The sequence below is a fragment of the Phycisphaerales bacterium AB-hyl4 genome, from assembly GCA_041821185.1.
GTDB lineage: Bacteria > Planctomycetota > Phycisphaerae > Phycisphaerales > Phycisphaeraceae > Natronomicrosphaera > Natronomicrosphaera hydrolytica.
The window spans coordinates 29,382-49,651 of record JBGUBD010000015.1 but is presented as its reverse complement, the minus strand read 5'-3'; the positions used below and the strand labels follow the sequence as shown (position 1 = coordinate 49,651).

General features: G+C 61.9%; 16 protein-coding genes and 1 tRNA gene. 9 read left to right on the top strand and 8 right to left on the bottom strand.

The annotated features are described in order from the left end of the window. Positions 1-44 precede the first annotated feature (44 nt). On the top strand, positions 45-683 hold the full coding sequence (locus tag ACERK3_17605; GenBank protein ID MFA9480093.1) for a prepilin-type N-terminal cleavage/methylation domain-containing protein: 639 nt from the start codon (positions 45-47) through the stop codon (positions 681-683). Positions 684-825: 142 nt separating this feature from the next. Here the strand turns inward: ACERK3_17605 and ACERK3_17600 are convergent, their stop codons facing one another. The 3 genes from ACERK3_17600 to ACERK3_17590 form a co-directional block, all read right to left on the bottom strand. Then, a complete protein-coding gene (locus ACERK3_17600) occupies positions 826-2,082 on the bottom strand; it encodes a DUF1570 domain-containing protein (protein MFA9480092.1) in 1,257 nt (418 codons plus the stop codon). Between the two features lie 33 nt (positions 2,083-2,115). After that, a tRNA-Leu gene (locus tag ACERK3_17595) sits at positions 2,116-2,199 on the bottom strand. 33 nt (positions 2,200-2,232) lie between these two features. Continuing rightward, entirely contained in the window at positions 2,233-3,294 is a 1,062-nt protein-coding gene (locus ACERK3_17590; GenBank protein ID MFA9480091.1) for a substrate-binding domain-containing protein, read from the bottom strand. Between the two features lie 173 nt (positions 3,295-3,467). Here ACERK3_17590 and ACERK3_17585 point away from each other — a divergent pair, with 173 nt between their 5' ends. Then, on the top strand, positions 3,468-4,040 hold the full coding sequence (locus ACERK3_17585) for a class I SAM-dependent methyltransferase (protein MFA9480090.1): 573 nt from the start codon (positions 3,468-3,470) through the stop codon (positions 4,038-4,040). A 136-nt stretch (positions 4,041-4,176) separates the two neighbouring features. Here the strand turns inward: ACERK3_17585 and ACERK3_17580 are convergent, their stop codons facing one another. Beyond that, positions 4,177-5,202: a TIGR00341 family protein gene (locus tag ACERK3_17580; GenBank protein ID MFA9480089.1), complete on the bottom strand. Its 1,026-nt coding sequence runs from the start codon at positions 5,200-5,202 to the stop codon at positions 4,177-4,179. A 294-nt stretch (positions 5,203-5,496) separates the two neighbouring features. Here ACERK3_17580 and ACERK3_17575 point away from each other — a divergent pair, with 294 nt between their 5' ends. Then, the gene (locus tag ACERK3_17575; protein MFA9480088.1) at positions 5,497-6,429 is read left to right on the top strand and encodes a DMT family transporter; all 933 of its coding nucleotides are present in this window, start codon (positions 5,497-5,499) and stop codon (positions 6,427-6,429) included. 89 nt (positions 6,430-6,518) lie between these two features. Here the strand turns inward: ACERK3_17575 and ACERK3_17570 are convergent, their stop codons facing one another. Continuing rightward, positions 6,519-7,385 carry a hypothetical protein gene (locus ACERK3_17570; GenBank protein ID MFA9480087.1) on the bottom strand — a complete coding sequence of 289 codons (867 nt, stop codon included), beginning with the start codon at positions 7,383-7,385 and terminating at the stop codon, positions 6,519-6,521. Positions 7,386-7,519: 134 nt separating this feature from the next. On the opposite strand from ACERK3_17570, the gene ACERK3_17565 reads away from it, so the two are divergent. Then, positions 7,520-7,738 (top strand): hypothetical protein, encoded by a 219-nt coding sequence (locus ACERK3_17565; protein ID MFA9480086.1) that lies wholly within the window; start codon positions 7,520-7,522, stop codon positions 7,736-7,738. On the opposite strand, the gene nifJ is transcribed toward ACERK3_17565, so the two are convergent. Together nifJ and ACERK3_17555 are read right to left on the bottom strand one after the other, a co-directional pair. Beyond that, positions 7,710-11,270, bottom strand: coding sequence for a pyruvate:ferredoxin (flavodoxin) oxidoreductase (gene nifJ, locus ACERK3_17560; GenBank protein ID MFA9480085.1), 3,561 nt, complete (start codon positions 11,268-11,270; stop codon positions 7,710-7,712). The genes ACERK3_17565 and nifJ overlap by 29 nt on opposite strands. Positions 11,271-11,321: 51 nt before the next feature. Beyond that, positions 11,322-11,828, bottom strand: coding sequence for a pyridoxamine 5'-phosphate oxidase family protein (locus tag ACERK3_17555; protein ID MFA9480084.1), 507 nt, complete (start codon positions 11,826-11,828; stop codon positions 11,322-11,324). Positions 11,829-12,004: 176 nt separating this feature from the next. Between ACERK3_17555 and ACERK3_17550 the strand changes: the two genes are divergently transcribed. Next, a complete protein-coding gene (locus ACERK3_17550) occupies positions 12,005-12,181 on the top strand; it encodes a hypothetical protein (protein MFA9480083.1) in 177 nt (58 codons plus the stop codon). A 94-nt stretch (positions 12,182-12,275) separates the two neighbouring features. On the opposite strand, the gene ACERK3_17545 is transcribed toward ACERK3_17550, so the two are convergent. After that, entirely contained in the window at positions 12,276-13,394 is a 1,119-nt protein-coding gene (locus ACERK3_17545) for an ATP-grasp domain-containing protein (protein ID MFA9480082.1), read from the bottom strand. Positions 13,395-13,807: 413 nt separating this feature from the next. On the opposite strand from ACERK3_17545, the gene ACERK3_17540 reads away from it, so the two are divergent. The 4 genes from ACERK3_17540 (at position 13,808) to ACERK3_17525 (ending at position 20,230) form a co-directional block, all read left to right on the top strand. Then, positions 13,808-14,896, top strand: coding sequence for a LacI family DNA-binding transcriptional regulator (locus ACERK3_17540; GenBank protein ID MFA9480081.1), 1,089 nt, complete (start codon positions 13,808-13,810; stop codon positions 14,894-14,896). Between the two features lie 84 nt (positions 14,897-14,980). Then, positions 14,981-15,733, top strand: coding sequence for a prepilin-type N-terminal cleavage/methylation domain-containing protein (locus ACERK3_17535; GenBank protein MFA9480080.1), 753 nt, complete (start codon positions 14,981-14,983; stop codon positions 15,731-15,733). Positions 15,734-15,844: 111 nt separating this feature from the next. Next, complete coding sequence (locus tag ACERK3_17530; protein MFA9480079.1) at positions 15,845-16,633, top strand: hypothetical protein; 789 nt, start codon at positions 15,845-15,847, stop codon at positions 16,631-16,633. Positions 16,634-16,762: 129 nt separating this feature from the next. Beyond that, positions 16,763-20,230: a hypothetical protein gene (locus ACERK3_17525; GenBank protein MFA9480078.1), complete on the top strand. Its 3,468-nt coding sequence runs from the start codon at positions 16,763-16,765 to the stop codon at positions 20,228-20,230. The last annotated feature ends 40 nt before the right edge of the window (positions 20,231-20,270 follow it).

Below are 20,270 nucleotides of genomic sequence, written 5' to 3'. Positions count from 1 at the left end.
GCAGGATGGTCGTACATGTTGACTGCCCTCCGCAGCATAACGATATGAATAATGTACAACTTCGAAATTCGAAATCCGAAATACGAAATCGCGTCAAGGCTTTCTCCCTGGTCGAGATGCTCATCGCGCTGGCGATCACGGCCATGCTGCTGACGGCGACGATGGTTGCCATTGACGTGAGCTTCCGCGCGTATGCCGCGGCTGCCGAAAGTGCCGGCACGCAGACGGCCACCCGGCTGGTTACGCATCGACTGCTGACGCTCGTTCGGACGTCTACGGCTCACGGCCCGACATTGCCGGACACGTCCAGCGAGCCGCCGGTGGTTTACTTCGTGCGCGACAACGGACAGGTTGATCCGTCTATTCTGGTAACGAATTACATTGAGCTTTTCGACACGCAAGGTCGGCGGATTCGCATCGAATACCAAGAGGAAGATAAGCAACTGTTGTTGACCACGAATTACGGCGGAAGCAACGCGAACACGCAGCCGCTGCTGGGCGGGGTGACGCAGTGCAAATTCTATGCGCACCGTCGGCAGGATAATGAAGGCGTGTGGGTACTCGAACGAGCGTCGATGGACATTACCGTTGAGCCGGATCGCGATTCAACGCTTGCCATCGAGAGCAGCCAGACGCAGCCGGTGCGTTATGTGGCGTCGACGATGCCGCGCAAGCTTGAGTGAAGCGCTGCAACAGCAGCAACAGCTCACTGCTGACCATCCGTGGTTTCAAGTTGTGCCGATGACCAACTGCCGAGTCGACGCATCCCAAACAGGCTTCCATCGCGTCGCCGTTCAAAGAGATGATGCTGGCAGTACGACTCGATCAGTCTTCATCGACCGCCGTGCGGAAGGTCACTTCGTAGTGAAGCTGGCCATCGAACCCCCGTGTCCAGACAAGCACCGGCGAAGGTGTGAGTCCCGATCCAACCACCGTTGGCGGAAGTGCATCGTCCGTCGCCTCCTGCAACTCGAAGGATACCCATTGGTCTTCGTCGTCGAGGTAGCTCATAAGCGAGCGACCATCGCCCGGGACGGTTGGCATGGTGATGCCATGCGGTCCCGGTTCGGGTGGAGTTGCCTCCGCTTGATCAAACATGACGTTCATTTCGTCTAACGTCGTCGGGAGGTCGCCGCGCTCCGCCGCGAAACGCAACTGGGAGCCGACGCTCAGCAGCCGTTGCTTGGCCAGGTACCGCCGGTCAGGGGCCATCTCTTCCAGTACATAGGCAATCCATCGTTGCTCGGCCACGGCGATGTCCGCACCGAACGCTTCACGAAACGCCACCCGGCCGCCCCGTCCCCCCGCCAGGTCGTTCAGGAACTGTTGAAATGCCGGTGCGTATCGCCCCTCCTCCGCGTGCATGAAAAAATGCACCATGCTCCACGACTGGAGATACTGCACCCGTGATCGTTCGCGGTCGTGCCGCATTGCCCGACGCCACGCGGAAGGTGAAATATCAAACAACTCGTCCAATGGTATGTGTCGTCGTTCGGCAACGATCTGACGCAACGCCGTGATGTCCGAACCTGCCGCGAAGCCGACAGCGATGCGGTCGTCCACCACGATCGATCGCTCAAAGTATCCTGCAAATCCTTCGTTCAGCCAGCGGGGAAGCCGTCCGCCGAAATGACGGGCAGCGAACTGGTGAAACGCCTCGTGGCGCAACACCCGCAGCACATGGTGGCGATCCCGGCCGCCGACATAGGTGATCAGTCCCGATCTGCGGTGCGAGTCTGTACTGAAGTACATGCCGCCGGCATGTTCCGCCCGGATGCCGAAACTGCGCATGAGCGTGCGATAATCCGGTGCGGTCTCAACGAGAAACAGCGATTCGGGACGGTGCTGACGTTCGCGACCACCGAAGTCGGCGGTCAGCCACTGAAATTCCTCGTATACGTGGTCCATACGGTCGGCGTACCATTGGACTTCCTCGGCCGGCAGATTGGTACGGATGTCGTAGTAGACGCTCTCGTGCTTCCACAGGTCGGCCATGCGCACCTGTGCCGGGGCGGGTGTTCCACTGACCAGAGCGATCCAGCTTGCGAGCAGTACAAGCGATAGACGACGAGATGCCAGCATAGCAACGTCCCCCTTCCGTAGATCGTCTTTGAATGCGGGCGAGAGGACTCGAACCTCCACGGGTTTTACCCCACCAGGACCTAAACCTGGCGCGTCTGCCAATTCCGCCACGCCCGCGTGCTGCGTCGGCCCCGCTATTGCCGGGGCAAATCAATATACCGAATCAGGGAAATGATAGTCCGCTGCGTTGTCTTGCGTGATCAATTGCACCGGCAGGATCAGCCGCCGTTGTTCCGTCGGTCGCGGCTCGGCAAGCCCCAGCAGATCACCGGCGTCCAGCCTCAGGTGGGCCGGTATCATCGCGGCCACAGCCTGCTCGTCACCATCATACAACACCTCCGCCACTGCCAGGTGCACAGCCACCGCCATCATCGCCGGCGAATACGCGACCGTCGCGGGAAACAGCGGGTCCTGCTCCTTCACCCGGCCGACGATCTGGCTCATCCCGCCGCCGCCGAGGATCAACATCTCATCCGCACGGCCAGCGGCGAGCACCGCCTCCTCCACGCCGAGCGCCATCTCGTCATCCCCCGCCCACACCGCACCGATCGTATCGTGCTCGGCAAGGGCTGTTCGCATCGCCTCGGCCGACTGCTCGCGATCGCCCTCGCCCGGCAACGTGTCGAGTACTTCAATACCAGGATGTGCGCCGAACACTTCCATCGCTGCTTCATATCGCATGCGATCCCCCGCTGTCGGTCCGCCGCGCAGGATCACGACCCTGCCCTGAAAATCGAGTTGCTGCACGATGAATTCCGCACTGACTCGGCCGAACGCGGCATGGTCGCCCGTTACAAACAGGTCGGCGATCGGTTCGTGAAGCGCGCGATCGACGCTGACCACGTAGACATCGACGTCCGTCGCATGGCGGACTGATGCCAGCGATGTGTCCTCGTCCAACGCGAGGATGATCAGCGCGTCGATGCCTTGCTTGAGCATGTCGTCGATCTGCGCTGCCTGCTCGCTTGCATGCTCGGCACGCTGGACGAGCCAATCGACCTCCGAATGCTCCGCCATGGCTTGCTCGGCCCACCAGTGGACACCGGCGTGCCACTTTTGTCCGTCGCCCGGCAGGGACACGCCAACGGTCGGCCGTGTGTCGCCGTCGCGGCTCAATCGGCGATCGCCTTCGCCCTCCGAGCCACAACCCGCCAATATCAACCAGGCCGCAAACAGCACCATCGGTATGTGAAAGCGAACGAGCATCGACATACACAGTTCCTAAGGCGGGTCATTGCTGGGCAAGCTGTGAACATACGCAACCGAGCCGTATGATCAATCTTCACCGGACGACGCCTGCCACGCAAGCCGACGACCGCGCGAAAGCGAGAACATTGTCAGTCACCAAGTCGCGCCGCCTGCAAGATCTCCGATAAACTGCCTGCATGAAAACGCGAGAAAGCGGCATGCCGGACGACGCATCGTGGCAGACGTACTTTTCACCTGACGCGACCTTGCGGGCGATGGGTTTGCACGCCGACACTGGCGACGTGGTGGATTTCGGATGCGGCTACGGCACGTTTGCCATCCCCGCGGCACGGATCATCAAAGGCAGCGTATACGCCCTCGACATCGAAGCGGACATGGTCGCCGCTACGCAAGCCAAGGCGGACGCCGAAGGTGTGGCAAACGTTCTGGCGATCCGGCGCAACTTTGTAACCGAAGGTACGGGGCTGGATGATGGGCAAGCCGGGTTCGCAATGCTGTTCAACATCCTGCACTGCGAAGAGCCGGAACGGCTGTTGGCGGAGGCCTGGCGAGTGTTGCGGGCCGGGGGCGTGCTCGGGATCATGCACTGGCGGTGCGACATCCCGACGCCACGCGGGCCGAGCATGGCCATTCGCCCGCGACCGGAGCAATGCCAGCAGTGGGCTGAGCAAGTCGGCTTCAAGGCCAACGAACGCACAGTGCTTGGGCTACCGCCATACCACTACGGCTTGGCAATGATAAAGCAATGAGGCCGGCCGCCACGGCCAGCCGGTGGCATCGGGCTAACTGACGGACATGTAAAAGTTGGTCGTACGACTCCAACCCTGATCGCAAGCGCTCAAGGCAAACGTTACGTCCGCCAACTCCGGCGGGGGCGGCTCTGGGTCAATCGGATCCCTCGGCGATCCAGACCAGGACGGCGAGGCTGAGCAGGGCGGTGAGCCAAAGGGCGAGGGCCGTGAAGGTGGCGCGGCGGGCGACACTGGCTTCGTACCAGGTGCGGGGCCGAATGCCCTGTAACACGAAGGTACCCACACCGGCCAGATTAATGCAGATGATATTCACGGCCAGCAGGAGCGCGGCGCCGCCAGCCATGACCCATTCGCCCGCGCCGAGCAACAGGCCGGTGGCGACGAGCGGCGGCAGCAGGGCGACGGCGACCATGACGCCGATGAGCGTGGCGGGTACGCCGGTGGTGACGGAGATCGCGCCGGCGATGCCGGAGGCGAGGCCAAGGCCGATGTCGCCGAGTGAAACACGAGTGCGTGTTTGCAGTTCGTCAGCGGAGGGATCGACGCCGTGTACGAGGCCGACGATGCAGGAGAAGATAAAGGCCACGGCCACGCCGGCGGCATTGGTGGCCAGGGCGCGGGCCGCCATCTTCAAGTCGCCGAGCGCGGTCGCCAGGGCGAGGGCCATGTTCGGCATGAGCAGCGGAGCGATGACCATTGCGCCGATGATGACGGCGACGTTGTCCCGGAGCAGGCCGACGCTTGCGACAATGGCCGAGAGCAGCACCATGATGAGATAGATGGTGGAAATCTGCGTGCCGGGTGTGAGATCGTTGAGTAGTTCGTCACGGCTGATGCGGCCGCGCTGGCGTTGATCGCCGGATTGTTTCGCGGCCTCTTTGCTGGTTTGCTCTTCCTCCGGCTGGCCGACGGCAGGCAGGGTGGCCTCAATTGGGAAGAGCATGACGCGAAACGAATCGTCGGGCAGTTCGTGTTCGGCGATGGCGTCAAACACCGCCTCGACGGCGTCGGAAGGCAGCAGCAGGCGAAGGGTTGAGCGATTGTCATTGCCGTGAAGGAGCCATTGCTCGATGCAGGAAATATCTCCGACCGCTTGTTGCAAGCGTTCGACCGCGTCGGTATTGGCGCTCAGTTCGACGAGACGAAGGGTGGTGGACATGTGGCGGTTCCTGGGCGTAGTGGTGTTTTCAGTTTAGATTGCCGGGGCGAGGCTGTCTGCGGGGAGTCGCGATGGGGGGGGGGTAAGATGAGTCGGTCCACTCCGCGAGCAGCCCGATGCGTACCACGACCGGCTCACGGTGGCAATATAATGAATGGGACCACCGATTCTGTTGCTCGAATTCTGACCACCGCGATGATGGGAGATTCAGGGATTCGCAGCACTCAGCACTCAGCCCGCTGACCCAATGCCACGTTTCACTCGGCCTCTAGTGCCGCATTCGCGAAAGAGTTCATGCCGACAAAGACGTGGTTGGGAAAGTTTTTCATACTCGAACTTCTGTTCGTGTTCCTTTGGAACTCCGGGTTTATCGGGGCCGAATACGGCCTGCCATTTGCCGGCCCCTTTACCTTGCTGTTCTGGCGTTATCTCGCGCTGACAGGCCTGCTGGGCGTGTGGCTTGTGTTGAGCGGCCGTTTCAGTTGGCCGGGGCATCGGCTGGCCGGCCGAATGGGCATGGTGGGTATTCTCGCGCACGGCGTCTGGCTGACGTGCGCGCTGTTGGCGTTGGATATGGGTGTGCCGGCGGGCATCGTGGCGCTGGTGACGGCGCTTCAACCCTTACTCACTGGCACGCTTTCGGGGTATGTCCTCGGTGAACGAACCGACGCACGCCAGTGGCTCGGGCTGATACTTGGCTTTGGTGGTGTGGTCATCGCGGTCGGGGCGCGACTTACTCTGGATGGAACGACACCGCCACTCGGATATTTAATCCCATTCGGTTCGGTGGTGGGCATCACGATCGCGAGCCTGTTACAGCGGCGCTGGACGCGCGAAGGAAGCCCCGACAGTCAACCGCTCGATTTGACACTTTTTTACCAGAGCCTTGCCACCACACTCGCTTTGCTGCTTCCTGCCTGGTGGATTGAAGGCTTCGCCACACAGTGGGTGGCACCGTTTGTCGGCACGATGGTCTGGCTGGTGGTGGCTGTGTCACTCGGGGCATACTGGAGTATGTGGCGTCTGCTTGCACGCGAAGAAGCGACGCGTGTCGCCAGTTTGTTCTATCTGAGCCCGCCGGTGACGATGCTGATGGCATGGATCGCATTTGGCGATACGCTGATTCTTACCGACGTGTTGGGGTTGATCGTGGCTGGCGGGGGTGTAGTGCTGGTCTACCGTATTGGCGTTCGCCGTCCCCCTCTCGCGAGCAAGGCGGAAGGGTAAGCCGGCTCAGGCGCATTCGGGCACGGCAGATTCCGCCGAGCGCGGTCGTCACGCGGCAAGCCGATGGTCATGGATGAGTTGGGCTATGCCTATGCCGCAACAGGGGGTCGGCTGGCATGCCGATCCTCAGACACGTCCGCCCTGTTCAATGAGTCAGGCTCGGCCGATTTCTCGCGTGCGAGCCGGCGGTGATCGTCTGACCACGCCCGGAAGCGGCCGATGTCGGAATTGACGAGGGCGGGTTCGGCAAAGGTGAACCGCTGGTCAAACGCCTCCGGCGGGATGCGATTGTCCATAAAGTATTTCAAACCGCGTGGGAGGCGCGACTGGTAGGGCGTCGTGCGCAAATCCAGGCGCAACAGGACGACCAACTGGTCGTTGACCGTGGCATAGCTTCGCTCGGGGCCGGCGATCTCGAAGCCGATCATCCGCTGATAGAAAGGCGCGTGGCGGGGGTGGACGCCGATGACGGTGTCATCCATGCCGCAATGGATGTCGTACAGGACGCCGAACCGCATCAGGTCAAAGAGACTGTTGAGTGTACGACTGGGATTTTCCCGACGGTCGGCGAGCAGGCCGATCTCGGCGAGTCGCCGACCGCGGCGGCGCAGTTGCGTGAGTTCGTCGGGGTAAACCTGGTCGAGTGGCAGGCCGGTGGGGCCATCGGTGTAGGAACTGATGGTGCTGACGACTTCCGTGCCGAGCCGACCACAGGCGACCATGGTCTGCGGCCCGATAATCTCCGGCAGCGAGTGCAGGTTGGCGGGGTTGCTGGCAATCAATCCCGCACGTCGGTAGCTGCGATAGACCAGCCGCCATGCCTCGATGACTGCGTCGGCCGTGCCAGCCACGTCATAGCTCAGGCCGGTCTGTTCCAGCGGTCGCCTCTCAGTCTGCAGTCCAGCATTGGATTGAATGGATGACAAAGCGGGTGCGGGTGATGCGGACGAACCCATATCTGACTTCCTTAAACTGACGGAATCGGGTCTTCAGGCTGAGGCGGTCGCCTCTTTCCCCGCAATTAGTCGTCAGAATCGCCGTATGACTCAACCTGCTTGCCTATTTTTCGCAGTCTTTTCAAATACTGCAATTGCTCCAGACGTACGCGAATTCGACCGAATCAATAGCAACCGTTCTTGTCGCCCGGCCGACCTTTCATCTCACCACGACAGTGGCCGGGCGGGGCTCGCTGCCGGAGATTATCGGGCCGGAGCAGGTGTTGTCGCACTACCAAAGGGTGCGTGATGAGATGCGAGACTACATCCAGACGCTGGCGAGCATCAGTTGCCGATACCGTCAGACAGCGTGATCGCGGCGAGTTGCTGGTACAGCGACAGGCGTCGCGAAGCGAGCGTCTGTGCTGCTTCGGCAAGTGCCTTAAACTCCTCCGCATCAACCTGCTCGACCATGCGGAATCGCGTTTGGTGATTCATGTAATCACGGACGTCATGGTGCGGCGCTTTGCTGTCGAGTTGCAGCGGCGGCTTGCCTTGCTCGATACGGCGAGGGTCAAAGCGATACAACGGCCACATGCCGGTTTCGACCGCGAGTTTCTGGTGGTCGAGGCCTTTGCTCATGTCGTAGCCGTGGGCCATGCAATGACTGTAAGCGATGACCAGTGAGGGGCCGGGGAACTGTTCGGCTTCAATCAGCGTCTTGACGGCATGGTTGTCGTTGGCTCCCATGGCGATGCTGGCGACGTAGGCGTGGCCGTAGCACATGGCCATAAGGCCCAGGTCTTTCTTACCCGTATGTTTCCCGGCTGCTGCGAACTTCACTGCAGCGCCGAGCGGGGTGGCCTTGGATTGCTGGCCGCCGGTGTTGGAGTAGACCTCCGTATCGAGCACGAGCACATTCACATTGCGCGACTGTGCGAGCACGTGGTCGAGCCCGCCGTAGCCGATGTCGTAGGCCCAGCCATCGCCTCCGACCAGCCAGACGCTGCGTGGGACGAGGAAGTCAGCGAGGTGGTCGAGCCGACGGGCTTCGGGCGCGTCGATCTTCGCCAGCTTCCGTCGTAGTGCATGCACGCGCTGTCGTTGCGTGTGTAGCGATGCTTCGTCGCTGGCGGGGATCGCGATAAGGTCATTGGCGAGCGTATCGCCGATGCGGCCGGCCAGTCGATGCACGAGGATGCGGGCGGCGGCGGCGAGTTGATCGACCGCCATACGCATGCCGAAGCCAAACTCGGCGTTGTTTTCAAACAGCGAGTTGGCCCATGCCGGGCCTCGGCCGTCGTTGTTGACGCAGTAGGGGGTTGTGGGCAGGTTGCCGCCGAAGATGGAGGAACAGCCGGTGGCGTTGGCGATCATCGCGCGGTCGCCGAACAGCTGTGTCAGCAGCTTGATATAGGGCGTTTCGCCGCAACCGGCACATGCGCCGGAGAACTGCATCAATGGCTGAAAGAACTGCGATCCCTTCGCGTCGAGGCGAACAATGCGGGTACGCGTGACGTCGGGTAGCTTCTTGAAGTAATCCCAGTTGACTTCGTCGGTGCCCCGCACATTTTCGCGCGGGACCATGTCGATGGCTTTATGGCCGGGCTCGGCTTTATCCTTGGCTGGACAGATATTGACGCATAAACCGCAGCCTGTGCAGTCGTCTGGAGCAACCTGGAGCGTGTACCTCAGCCCGCGCAGGTCGGGAGCTTTGTAGTCCATCGTCTGGAAAGTGTTGGGGGCGTCGGCTAGTGCGCTGGGCTCAAAAACTTTCGCGCGGATGGCGGCGTGCGGGCAGACCATCGCGCACTTGTTGCATTGGATGCACAACGCCGTATCCCACTGGGGCAGCTTCGTGGCAATGCTGCGTTTCTCCCACTGGGACGTCCCGGTGGGCCAGGTGCCGTCCACGGGGAACGCGGAGACGGGGAGGTAATCGCCCTTGTCTGCCAGCATCACAGCCGTCACACGCTGGACGAAGTCCGGCGCTTCTTCCGACACGATGGGCAGGCGGTAGTGCGTCGAGTCGGCCGTGTCAGGCACGTCGAGTTGGTGCAGATGCGCGAGCGCCTGGTCCACCGCTGCGCAGTTCTGCTTCACGATGTCGCCGCCCTTGCTCGCGTAGGTTTTCTCGATTGCCTTCTTGATGTGGCGGATTGCGGCATTACGTGGCAATACGTTGGCGATGGCAAAAAAGCAGGTCTGCATGATCGTGTTGATCCGCCTGCCAAGGCCGATGTCGCTGGCGATGGCGTAGGCGTCAATGGTGAACACGCGCAAGTTTTTCTCGATGATCTGCTGCTGGAGCTCCCGTGGCAGACGCTCCCACACCCGGTCGGCCGAGTAGGGGGCGTTAAGCAGCAGCGTGCCGCCAAATCTGGCGTGTTCGAGTATGTCGAGCCTGTCGAGGAAGCGGAACTGATGGCAGGCGACGAAGTCGGCCGAGCGAATCAGATAGGGTGCGTGAATCGGGTTGGGCCCGAAACGCAGGTGCGATACCGTGGTCGCGCCGGACTTTTTTGAGTCGTAGACGAAATAGCCTTGCGCGTGCAGGCCGGCTTCTTCGCCGATGATCTTGATTGCGTTCTTGTTGGCGCCCACCGTGCCGTCGGCGCCGAGGCCGTAGAAAATCGCCTGCGTTGCTCCGTCGGTATCGAGGCCGAACCAATCGTCGATCGGCAGCGAAAGGTGGGTCACATCATCCATGATTCCCACGGTGAAGTGACGGCGCGGCCGTGAGCGACGCAGTTCGCCATAAATCGCCTTGACCATCGCCGGCGTGAATTCCTTGCTGCCCAGGCCGTAGCGTCCGCCGATCACGCGTGGCATGACGCGATCGTCGGGCAGGTCCTCGGTCAGCGCTGCAATCACATCCTGATACAACGGCTCACCCACCGCGCCCGGCTCTTTCGTGCGGTCCATCACCGCCAGCCGACGCACGGACGCAGGCAACACCGAGACGAAACGCGCCGCGTCAAACGGGCGATACAACCGCACCTTCAGCACGCCGACGCGGCGTCCGTCTGCGGTCAGGCTGCGGACGGTCTGTTCCACCGTTTCGCTGGCGGAACCTATAATGACGATGACGTCCTCGGCTTCGGGATGGCCGGCGTACTCGAACAGGCTGTACCGCCGACCGGTGAGCGCGGCGAAGCGGTCCATCACATTCTGCACGATGTCGGGGCATGCGAGGTAAAAGCGGTTGCTCGCCTCGCGCGCCTGAAAGAAGACGTCGGGATTCTGCGCGGTACCGCGGATGCGTGGCGTGTCAGGGCTGAGTGCGCGTTCGCGATGGCGAGCGATGGTGTGCGGATCGAGCATGGCGAGCAATTGCTCATCGTTGAGCAGGGTGAGGCCGTTGATCTCGTGGGATGTGCGGAAGCCGTCGAAGAAGTGAATCACCGGGAGACGTGCTTGAAGCGTCGCGACCTGGCCGATGCAGGCGAGGTCGTGTGCTTCCTGTACCGAGTTGGACGCAAGGAGGACACAGCCGGTCTGTCGGCAAGCCATGACATCGGAGTGGTCGCCGAAGATCGACAGCGCGTGCGTCGCGACAGCTCGCGCTGCGACATGCATACAGAAACTCGTCAGCTCGCCGGCGATCTTGTAAAGGTTAGGGATCATCAACAGCAGCCCCTGCGACGAGGTGAAAGTCGTCGTGAGGGCTCCGCTTTGCAGTGCGCCGTGCACGCTGCCGATGACGCCTGCTTCCGACTGCATCTCTACCACACTGGGGGTCTGGCCCCATACGTTTTGTCGACCGCGCGTTGCCCACGCGTCGGCGGACTCGCTCATCGGCGATGAAGGCGTTATCGGGTAGATCGCAATGACCTCATTCATGCGATATGCGACCGATGCGACCGCCCCGTTGCCGTCCAGCATGACGCGCTTGTTACAGTGCATTGGGTTCTCGCTTCCTGGCAAACTGGCACGGGCGTCCACCAGTTCCGATCTTCACGCACTACTGCAGCCGGCGCCGCCGCAGCAGCCGGCCGAGCGGCCTGGCTGATGCAACTGCACACGGTGAGGGCGGAGGATCTTTTCCTGCTGGTTGAGGTACTCCACCGCGTCCACGCGCGTCTCAACGAAACGGTATTCGGTGCCTTCCTGTTGGCCGAGCATGTTCAGGCCATAGGGCTCGACGTGGCGGATCAAGCGGTCCCACAAGTCGTCCGCCCCCACCGCGTCATCGACCTCGCGAGCGTGGCCATACAGCGTCACCACCTCCTGTTGCTCCGGGTCGGCGAATACCCAGCACACCTCGGGATTGGCATGAAGATGCGCAAGCTTCCGTCCATCGCGCACGGTGAGGCAGTAGAGTTGTCGAATATTGGCTCCGATCGCGGCGGTCATGTACCGACTGCATGGCATGCCGGTCGGCTCGACGGTCGTCATCATCCCGGTCGGATAGCGCTGGATCACCGAAGCGCATCGCGCGAGCAGATCAGATTCTCTGGCCATCACAAACCCCTTTCCGGGAGGGCGTGCGCCGCCTGCTACCGTCGTAGCGGGCTGCGCCGGCAACATGCCGGCGGGGGGGACGCACAAGGCTGCTGCTTAATTCTACCATTAAAGATCTTTTTATCGTTTAATACTCATCTGTTTTTTCACTTTTTCTTCGTTCCTCCGCCACTGCCATGAGCAGCGGCGACGGCGGCCGCGCGATCATCCGGCATGAGGTGTGGTGCGGCCACGTTGGCCCGGAGCGCGTCGTACCGTTGACGGCGGAGCGGAACGAGGAGGCGATTGGCTCGCAAGCGATGGTCGGCGCGGGGTCGCCGCGAGGCACTTGGCTGCGGAAGTGGTTGAGGTAGAGGCACGGCGAGCGAAGGGCCTATTGCCTGGTGAAATGCTCGGTCGGCACATTCGAGCAGTTGTGGTGCATCAGGGTGGACCTGCTGCGTGGGCTTAACAGGTCGCTGCCAGCGCCGTGGCACGTTCGCGAAGCTGGCGTTCGCAGGCGTCGCGCGAAGCGCCGGCTGCGAAAAGTGTGACGACCGGCTCACCGGCGGCGATCGGCTTGTTGGGCAGCGGTCGATCGGCGACCTGATCCGATGGCAGACTGTCGAGGTCGGGCGGGCCGGCGAGATCGTGTGACGCGAACAGCGTCGCTCGGCCGAGGGTTCGCGGCGCGGCCGGCAACGGTCCGGGCCCAGTCGGCGCCAGCAGTGGCACGTTGCTGGCTCGTTCGAGCAATTCGATGGCGTCGACGTAGCGCGGGTTCACTTCAACGGGCCACAGCGTTCCGCGATGGTCCATGATCAGATCGACACCGAAGAGCCCGCGCATGTCGAAGCGTTGCGTGAGTTGGACGCTGAGGTGCGATAACGCCGTGCGGGCCTGTTCAGCGAGTTGAACGGGGCCGAGTTGGCCGACGACCTGGAAGCCCTGGGCATGGAAGGCAGGTTCGCCGACGAGAATCTCGGTGACGCCCAGCAGCCTGGCCGACCAGCCGTCCGCGAAGAAGACGGCGGTATAAGGCGTGCCGCGGATGTACTGCTGAAGGTAGCGGTCGTGGCCGATCCGCTGACCGGCTGCGCCGGGCGTCCACCACTGGATGCCGTGGCCAAGATAAGAGCGGCGCGGTTTAAGCAGATACTTCCGCCCGCCCCATGCGCCGAAGACCAGCCGGGCGAGCCGTTGAGCCAGCGAGGCGCGCGTGCGTGTGTGGCAGGATCGTATGCCCTCAATCGCTGGCAGCGAGGGCAGGGTGAGCGGGTCGCGAATGTGACGCATCGCGTCGACCGTACAGCCGAGCAGTTTGTGCTCGAAGCTGACGGCCTGCACGACGTCGAGGTAATTCTCCATATCGCCGGCAAGCAGGATCGGCGCGGCCACGGGCGCATCGTCGATCATGCCCAGGACTGCGGCGGGATAACGCTCGGCCGGGCAGTGGCGGACGGTGGCGATGTCGGGAAGGTCGACCGTGGGGCGGGTGGTCACAACCCACGGCTCATAGCCGGCGAGTCTCGCCGAACCGGCAGCGGCGCGAGGGTTCTGGCCAAGAATGATGAGCGGGGTGGGCATGTCGACCATTCGGAAAACGGGTCGCCAGGCAGGGCAAGCATCGGTCGTGGATCAGCAATACTTCCCCGTTGGCTTCCATCGACATGGATCGACGAGGGTTATGAGTCAGTTTATCGCGTGACCGTCGTCGCGAGAAATACCGCTCCAACAGTTCTCCGGGGCGAGGCGTGCCCGGAGTCGGCCTCGCCTGGCCGATGCTTGACGCGTCGTGCCCAGCCAGAGCCGGCCGACATGAATCAGGTCGGCGATCTGTTGGGTCTTCAATACAAGGCACCGTAGGCCACGAACAGGTGGGCTGAAGACGATCTAAATCATTCAGAAAAATGGTTGACACGATTTGGGAATATGGTCTAATGAACGCGCGATCATTTTTAATGATCGCGCGTTCATCCAGGTTTTTGGAGCATTTGGCGATGGCGACGGTTGAAGACATCTGCCGACTGACGGGTAAAAGCCGGGCGACGGTGTCGCGGGTGCTGCGTAATGATCAGCAGTACCGCGTCCGACCGGCGGTTCGGCAGCAGGTGCTCAAGGCCGCGGCGCAGGTTGGTTATGAGCCCAATCATTTGGCTCGGTCGCTGGCGACGGGCAAGAGCTTTTGCATCGGGGTGGTGCAGGGGCAGGCCGAAAAGAGCTTCGGGTCGCCGTTTTTCGCTCCCACACTGCTGGAAATGGCCAACGTCGCGCTGGAGCGAGGGTACCACCTGGCGTTGCTGCCGGTGGAAGTGGGCGAGGTGGGGGAATCGCAGGTGCTCAAGGCCATTCATCGCCGTCGCATTGACGGGTTTTACCTCAGCACGCGGATCTTCGGTCAGCAGACTTTGGATGAACTGATTCGGCGCAAGATACCGGCGGTCACGACCGATCCACCGACCGAACTGGGCGCGTCGGACAAGCTCAGTGTGGTTTTGCGTGACGATCGGTCGGGCTACGTCCAGTTGGCGCAGGAACTCAGACGGCGCGGTCACAGGCAGGTCGGCTATGTCACGGGGGGCTACCTGACGCGCGATCCAGTGCGGGGCAACCGCCTGGCGGTGTTTCGCCAGGCGATGGCTGAGCAGGACATCGAGGTGCCCGAGCATCGGGTGTTGTGTTACGAACCTCGCACGGATGGTGCGATTGCGGAAATCAGCGAGGCATGCCGGGCGATGCGGGCGAACATGGACCGTTTTGCCGGCTGCACCGTGATGGTGGGCGCTAGCGACGCGGTGGCGTTCGGTGTCGCCGACGCACTGCGTGAGCGGGGCATCGAGCCGGGGCGCGACGTGGCGTTGGCGGGCTTCGACGATCTGGAGTCGAGCCCGAACTTCCCCACGCGCGAGCCATTTCTCACGACGATCGACCCGCAGCGTCGCCTGCGTGGGCGCAAGGTTGCGGAGCTGCTGGTCGAGGCGATGGAGAATCCTGCGTTTGAACCTACGACGTTTGCCGTGCCGACGAAGCTGATCGTTCGGCGGAGCATGATCGACGCGTCGGCGTGCTGTTGGAAGCCGAGTCATTGAGCATCATCAGTCGTAATCGTAGGGGCAATCACAGGGATGACGGACATGGTCACAACCGGGACACTTCACGAACGGAGCAGTCTTATGTCAAATCGACGCGGATTCACACTCATTGAGCTTCTGGTCGTCATCAGCATTATCGCATTGCTGATCGCCATCCTGTTGCCGGCCCTTTCCGCAGCGCGGCAAACGGCCCGCACGGTCCAGTGCCTGTCCAACCTGCGACAGATCGGCATGGCGTTTCATACGTATGCCGGGGACTGGCGCGAGCGGTTTCCCGGTTATCAGTGGTACCATCCACGGCGAAGTGGCTGGCACGATGGGCTCCCGCGAGGGGACCGTATCCCGGCGTACCTGGGCGATAGCAACTGGAGCCATGAGGAGAATGCGTGGCCACTGAATTGTCCGGATGTGCCATTCGACATCGTGATTCAACCCGGTATGCAAGGCGGGACATACGGCTACAACGGGTGGTGGTACCGCAGCACGCCGGACACACCCGGCACCGGAGTCCGGGGCGGCAGCGCCCCCCCCTATGACGATGATTGGACCAGAAGCCGAGGTGGTACCCATATCGACGAAGCGGACGATCCGTCCAATACCTTGATTGCTGCTGATGCCGTTCAGTGGAGTATCACGAATGGGCCGCACTACGGTGGCAGTGACGTCTCAAGGCATGGCTTTGCATTCGAAAATACGGCATACGATGACACCCGGGTGGTCGCAAGTGTGTTCACCGATGGTAATGGTCGGTTGGAACGCGGGCCTTGGGAGGGCTCATATGCACCGACCAATCAATTCAACCTTCGGGAGAAGGTGCTCTGGCTAAAGCGATAGGCCGTATCCGCGTGGAGGCCGATGCCGCTTTGAGCGTTGGCGGTTGTTGGTTGAACGATCTTGAAGCAGGCGATCAGCCTGTCGGTGATGCGAATAACAGGAGCGTATTTGATGAGGCGATCGCAATGGTTGGCAGTAACTTTGACGCCGCTGTGCCTGGTGGCATTGCTGGCAGTGCAGGCGCAGGCGGGGCAGGTGACTTACCCGGCGTTGGGCAACATTGATCCGGAGCGGGGCACGATTGAGATGTGGCTTGTGCCGCAGTTCGATCCCGACGCGGATATCGAGGGGCACTATCGCGGGCGACGGCTTTTTCTGCTGGAGCAGGAGCAAGAGCACACGTTCTTTCAACTGATCTGGCGGACGCGTCGGCAGGACGATGGCAGCCAGCGTTCCGGGCCCTGGATTCGCGCGAGCAATGAAGGCGAACAGGTCGTGGTGATGGCGCGGTTGTGGCATGTGTCGGGCGAGGACGACGACGGCTGGCGGGAGGGTGAGCCGCGCCATTTCGCCTTGAGCTGGGACGGCCGGGAGATGTGGGTGACGGTCGACGGCCGGGAGACGAAGCGTGAACCGATGCGCCGACCGTTGGGGGTTCAGCCGGATGCGGACATGAAGATCGTGCTCGGCCACAGCGGGGAAAATTCGTTCGTGATCCATGACTTTCGAATTTCATCGCTGCCGCGCGAGCCGGAGGAGCTTGGCTATCACTATCCGGACGGGTTGCGTCCTGATCCATGGACATTGTTGCTGGACACGTTCCGTGAGCCGTTTGAGGTGGACGGTCAGCGGCAGACGCGACCGTATGGCCTGACGCCGAGCCATGACCAGGACGGCGGCTTGCCGAGCGAGGGCGCGCGGTTTATTGAAACGTCTTTGGGAATGGGACTGAATCTGTAGGCCATGGCACGCGGGCGGTGGTGCGTCCGATTGCGAGCGAATCAGCTCGTGAACGAGACGGTGTGTGAAAAAGTGCGTTGATGACCAGAAGGAAGCCGGCGTAAGGCTGGCGTATGGAGAGTTCAGAGCATGACGATTCAAACGAGGCGTTTTTCGGGAGTTCTTTCGGGACTTGCATGCGGTCTGGCGATGTCGCCGGGCGCGTTGTTCGCGGAGGAGTTGCCGTGGCAGCGGCTGCCGCATGTGGGGGCGCCGATGCTTTCCGAAGCGCCGACGATCGACGGGCGCGTGGATGAGCGCGAGTGGGTTGGGGCGTCGACGCTTTCGCCGCTGATCTCGACCGAAAGCGGGCAGCAGTATGAACGCGACACGGAGGTTTACGTCGGCTATACCGAGGAAGCGCTGTACATCGCCTGGCGGGTGCATCGCGACTACGCCGGCCCGATGCACATTTCCGCGGACGAGCCCGGCCGGGCGACGACGGGCGTGTGGGGCGACGACGCGATTGAGGTGTTGATCGACGTCGGCCGAACCGGACAGGAGGCGGTTCACTTCGGTGGCAATGCGGTCGGGGCGTACGCGGACGGTCTGGTGCATGCAGACGGCCGTGACGCCGGCGCGCAGTGGGACTGGACGTATGCCGCACGTCAGACCAGCACTGGCTGGGAGGCCGAGCTTCGGCTGCCGTTCTCCGAACTGGACATGGACGGCCCGCCTGAAGCGGGCGAGACGTGGGGGCTGGATGTGGCCCGCGCCGACAAGACGCCGGAGGATACCTACGCCTTCTGGTCGTATCGCGATCGGGTGCGTTTCCGCAACCTTGCGCAAGTCGGCGTGATGCAGTTCGTCGGCGAGCGGCCGGCGTTCCGCCTGCGAGAAATTGGACGCCTGGGCGATATGTCGTCGGGCGCGCTGGCGGAACTGGTTCATCTTGGCAGCGATGATGTGTCGGTGAACGTGCAGCACGCTGTGTACCTGCTTGAAGAAAGCGGCGCCGTGGACAACGTCTTCGATACGATCGACTCGGGCGTGGGCGAAGAAGATATGGTCGGCGACGTCGGCGCATATACCACACTCGATCGGCAGATCGCGCAGGTGTTGGGCTTCTACACGGTCAAAGGCGAGAACGAGCGCACGGTCGACGCCGTGGCAGGCGGCCGCACGGGGTTGAATCTCAGTGCTGTCGATGTGCCGGCGGGCGATGTGTTGATTGCCTACCACGTGACGGACGCCGAGGGCCATGTGCTCGGTTCGGCACTCGTGCCGACGGTGCAGCGCGAGCCAATTTTCCTTTCCGTCGTGCCATACTTTCTCAGCAGCGAAAAGCTGGACCTTTCAGTGTCGCTGCATTCCGATCAGCTTCGCGGACGGGTGCACGAAGCGGAAGTGATGTTGACCCAGGACGGTCAAACGCTGGAAGAGGGGCGCTACCCGATTGACGAGGCGATGGAGCAGGTGCTGTTTTCCAGCGAAGGGATTGCCGAAGGCGGCTATGAGTTGATGGTGAGGCTGCTGGATGCGAACGGCGAAGTGGCAGGGGAGTTGCTGGAAACGTTATATCGGCCCGTGCCGGATTGGGTGAAAAATCAGCCGGGCACGAGCGCGTTCGTGCCGCCGCCTTATGAGCCGGTGGAGGCGGCAGCGGATTACGCTCGCATCTGGGGCCGAGAGTATCGTTTCGATGGCTCGTTTCTTCCATCGCAGATGGTCAGCCAGGAAGAGGGCCTGTTTGCGGCAGCACCGCGACTGCATTTGAAGCTTGATGGTGAAAAGGTGGAACTGCGCGGCACGCTGTCGCTGACGGAGACAGACGACGAATTTGCCCGGTATGAATTCGAGGGCAGTGCGGGCGACGTCGCGGTGCGAGCCGTGACGAAGGTCGAGTTCGATGGCTTTACGACCATTGACCTGGAACTGGACACCCAAGGCGTGCGCGTGGACGAGTTATTCGTCGAGTTTCCGATCAAGGACGAGCACGCTGAGCTTTATACCTTCAACGCATTTTTCAATGAGAACACACATCGGCCTGACACGCGGCAGATGGAGGAACTCAGTGCCGGCCTCTCGCGGGCAGGGTTGATCGACGACGGGTTTACCATCGGTTTCAACCATGCCATCTGGCTGGGCACGCCCGAGCGCGGCTTCCAGTGGTGTGCGGAAACAGCGCAGCACTGGCATAACCAGCAGCGAGCCGAGGCGATCGAGGTGATCCGCACCGGTGAAGCGGACCAGACGCTGTTTCGCCTTCGCGTGATTGACAAGCCGACGGAGGTCGACGCGCTGGCGTATCGCTGGGGCCTGATGGCCGGCCCGGTGCGGCCGTATGGTCGCGGGGCGCAGGACTTTTACTTCGGCCAGTTGCATACGCCGTACGAAACGCTGGAACTGGATGAGCAAAGCATGGATTTTCGCCGGTTCATTCCCGCTTACCGGGAAGCTGGCGGACAGTGGCTCAACGTCTTCTCACGGTGGAATCGGCCGCACTTCGGCCAGCCGTTCCGCGAAGCCGAGGGCATTGAACAGCGTCGGGCACTGAACGACCGCATTCAGGCCGAGGGCTTTCGAACGACCTGGTACGCCGGTTGGAATGCGCTCGACCCGAGCATGGAACTGTACCAGCACTACGGGGTGGCGATGCGTCGCGTGCCCACACGCTTCAGCTGGGGCGGCTACAAGGAATGCACCAACGCCGGCTACATCGAGTATCTCGCCGGCGGGGCGGTGTGGATGATCGAGAACATCGGCATGGACGGCATCTACCTCGACTCCACCCCCGGCCCGGAGTTCTGCAACAACCCGCTGCACAGCGGCCCGCTCGGGGGCGGCTGCGGCTATGTCGATCCGGAAACCGGTGAGCGCATCGTCACCCGCGACATCTGGGGCCGACGTGAACTGTTCAAACGCCTCTTCAAGATCTTCCACGGCGAAGTCGTGGAGAATGGCCTGGTCTACGGCCATGATGGATGGGCGCCGCTCATGGGTATCAACTCATTCATCGACGTCTTCCACACCGCCGAGGGCGCCCGCCGCGAGGACTATCACGACATCGATTTCTATCGCGCTCAATACAACCCCACGCAGTACGGCGTGCCGGTGGAGCATGCGTGGGAGCGGCATCACCCGGTCGACCGCAACATGGCTTGGGCCGTGTCATTGGTGCACGACAACCGCATCAAGATGTATCCGTACTACATCGCCATCGCGGAACGCAAACGCGACACGTATGAGCCCGATCTTGGCATCGACCACCGCATGTGGGTCGCCAGCCAATGGTTCGACTGGGACGCCGACTGGAAGTGGCATCCTTATTACAGCAATGAAGAGGTGCTGAGTGTGGAAGCCGACGAGGTGTACGCTTCGTTCCACGCGAACGACCAAGGCCAGATCATTTTCAACGTGGTCAACATGGCGGAACAAGCCAGCAACGCCCAGTTCCAGCTTGACCTGGAAGCCTTGGGTCTGCCGTCGCAGCTTTATGCTCGCGATGTGGTGACGCACGAAACGTTTGAAATTCACGATGGCCAATTCGAGTTGGAAGTGCTCGGCTATCGTCCCCGCGTTCTGATGATCAATGCGACACCGGTACCCGAACTATGAGGTGGAGGAAATTGCTTCCGAGGTTTTTGGCCCGTTGAGG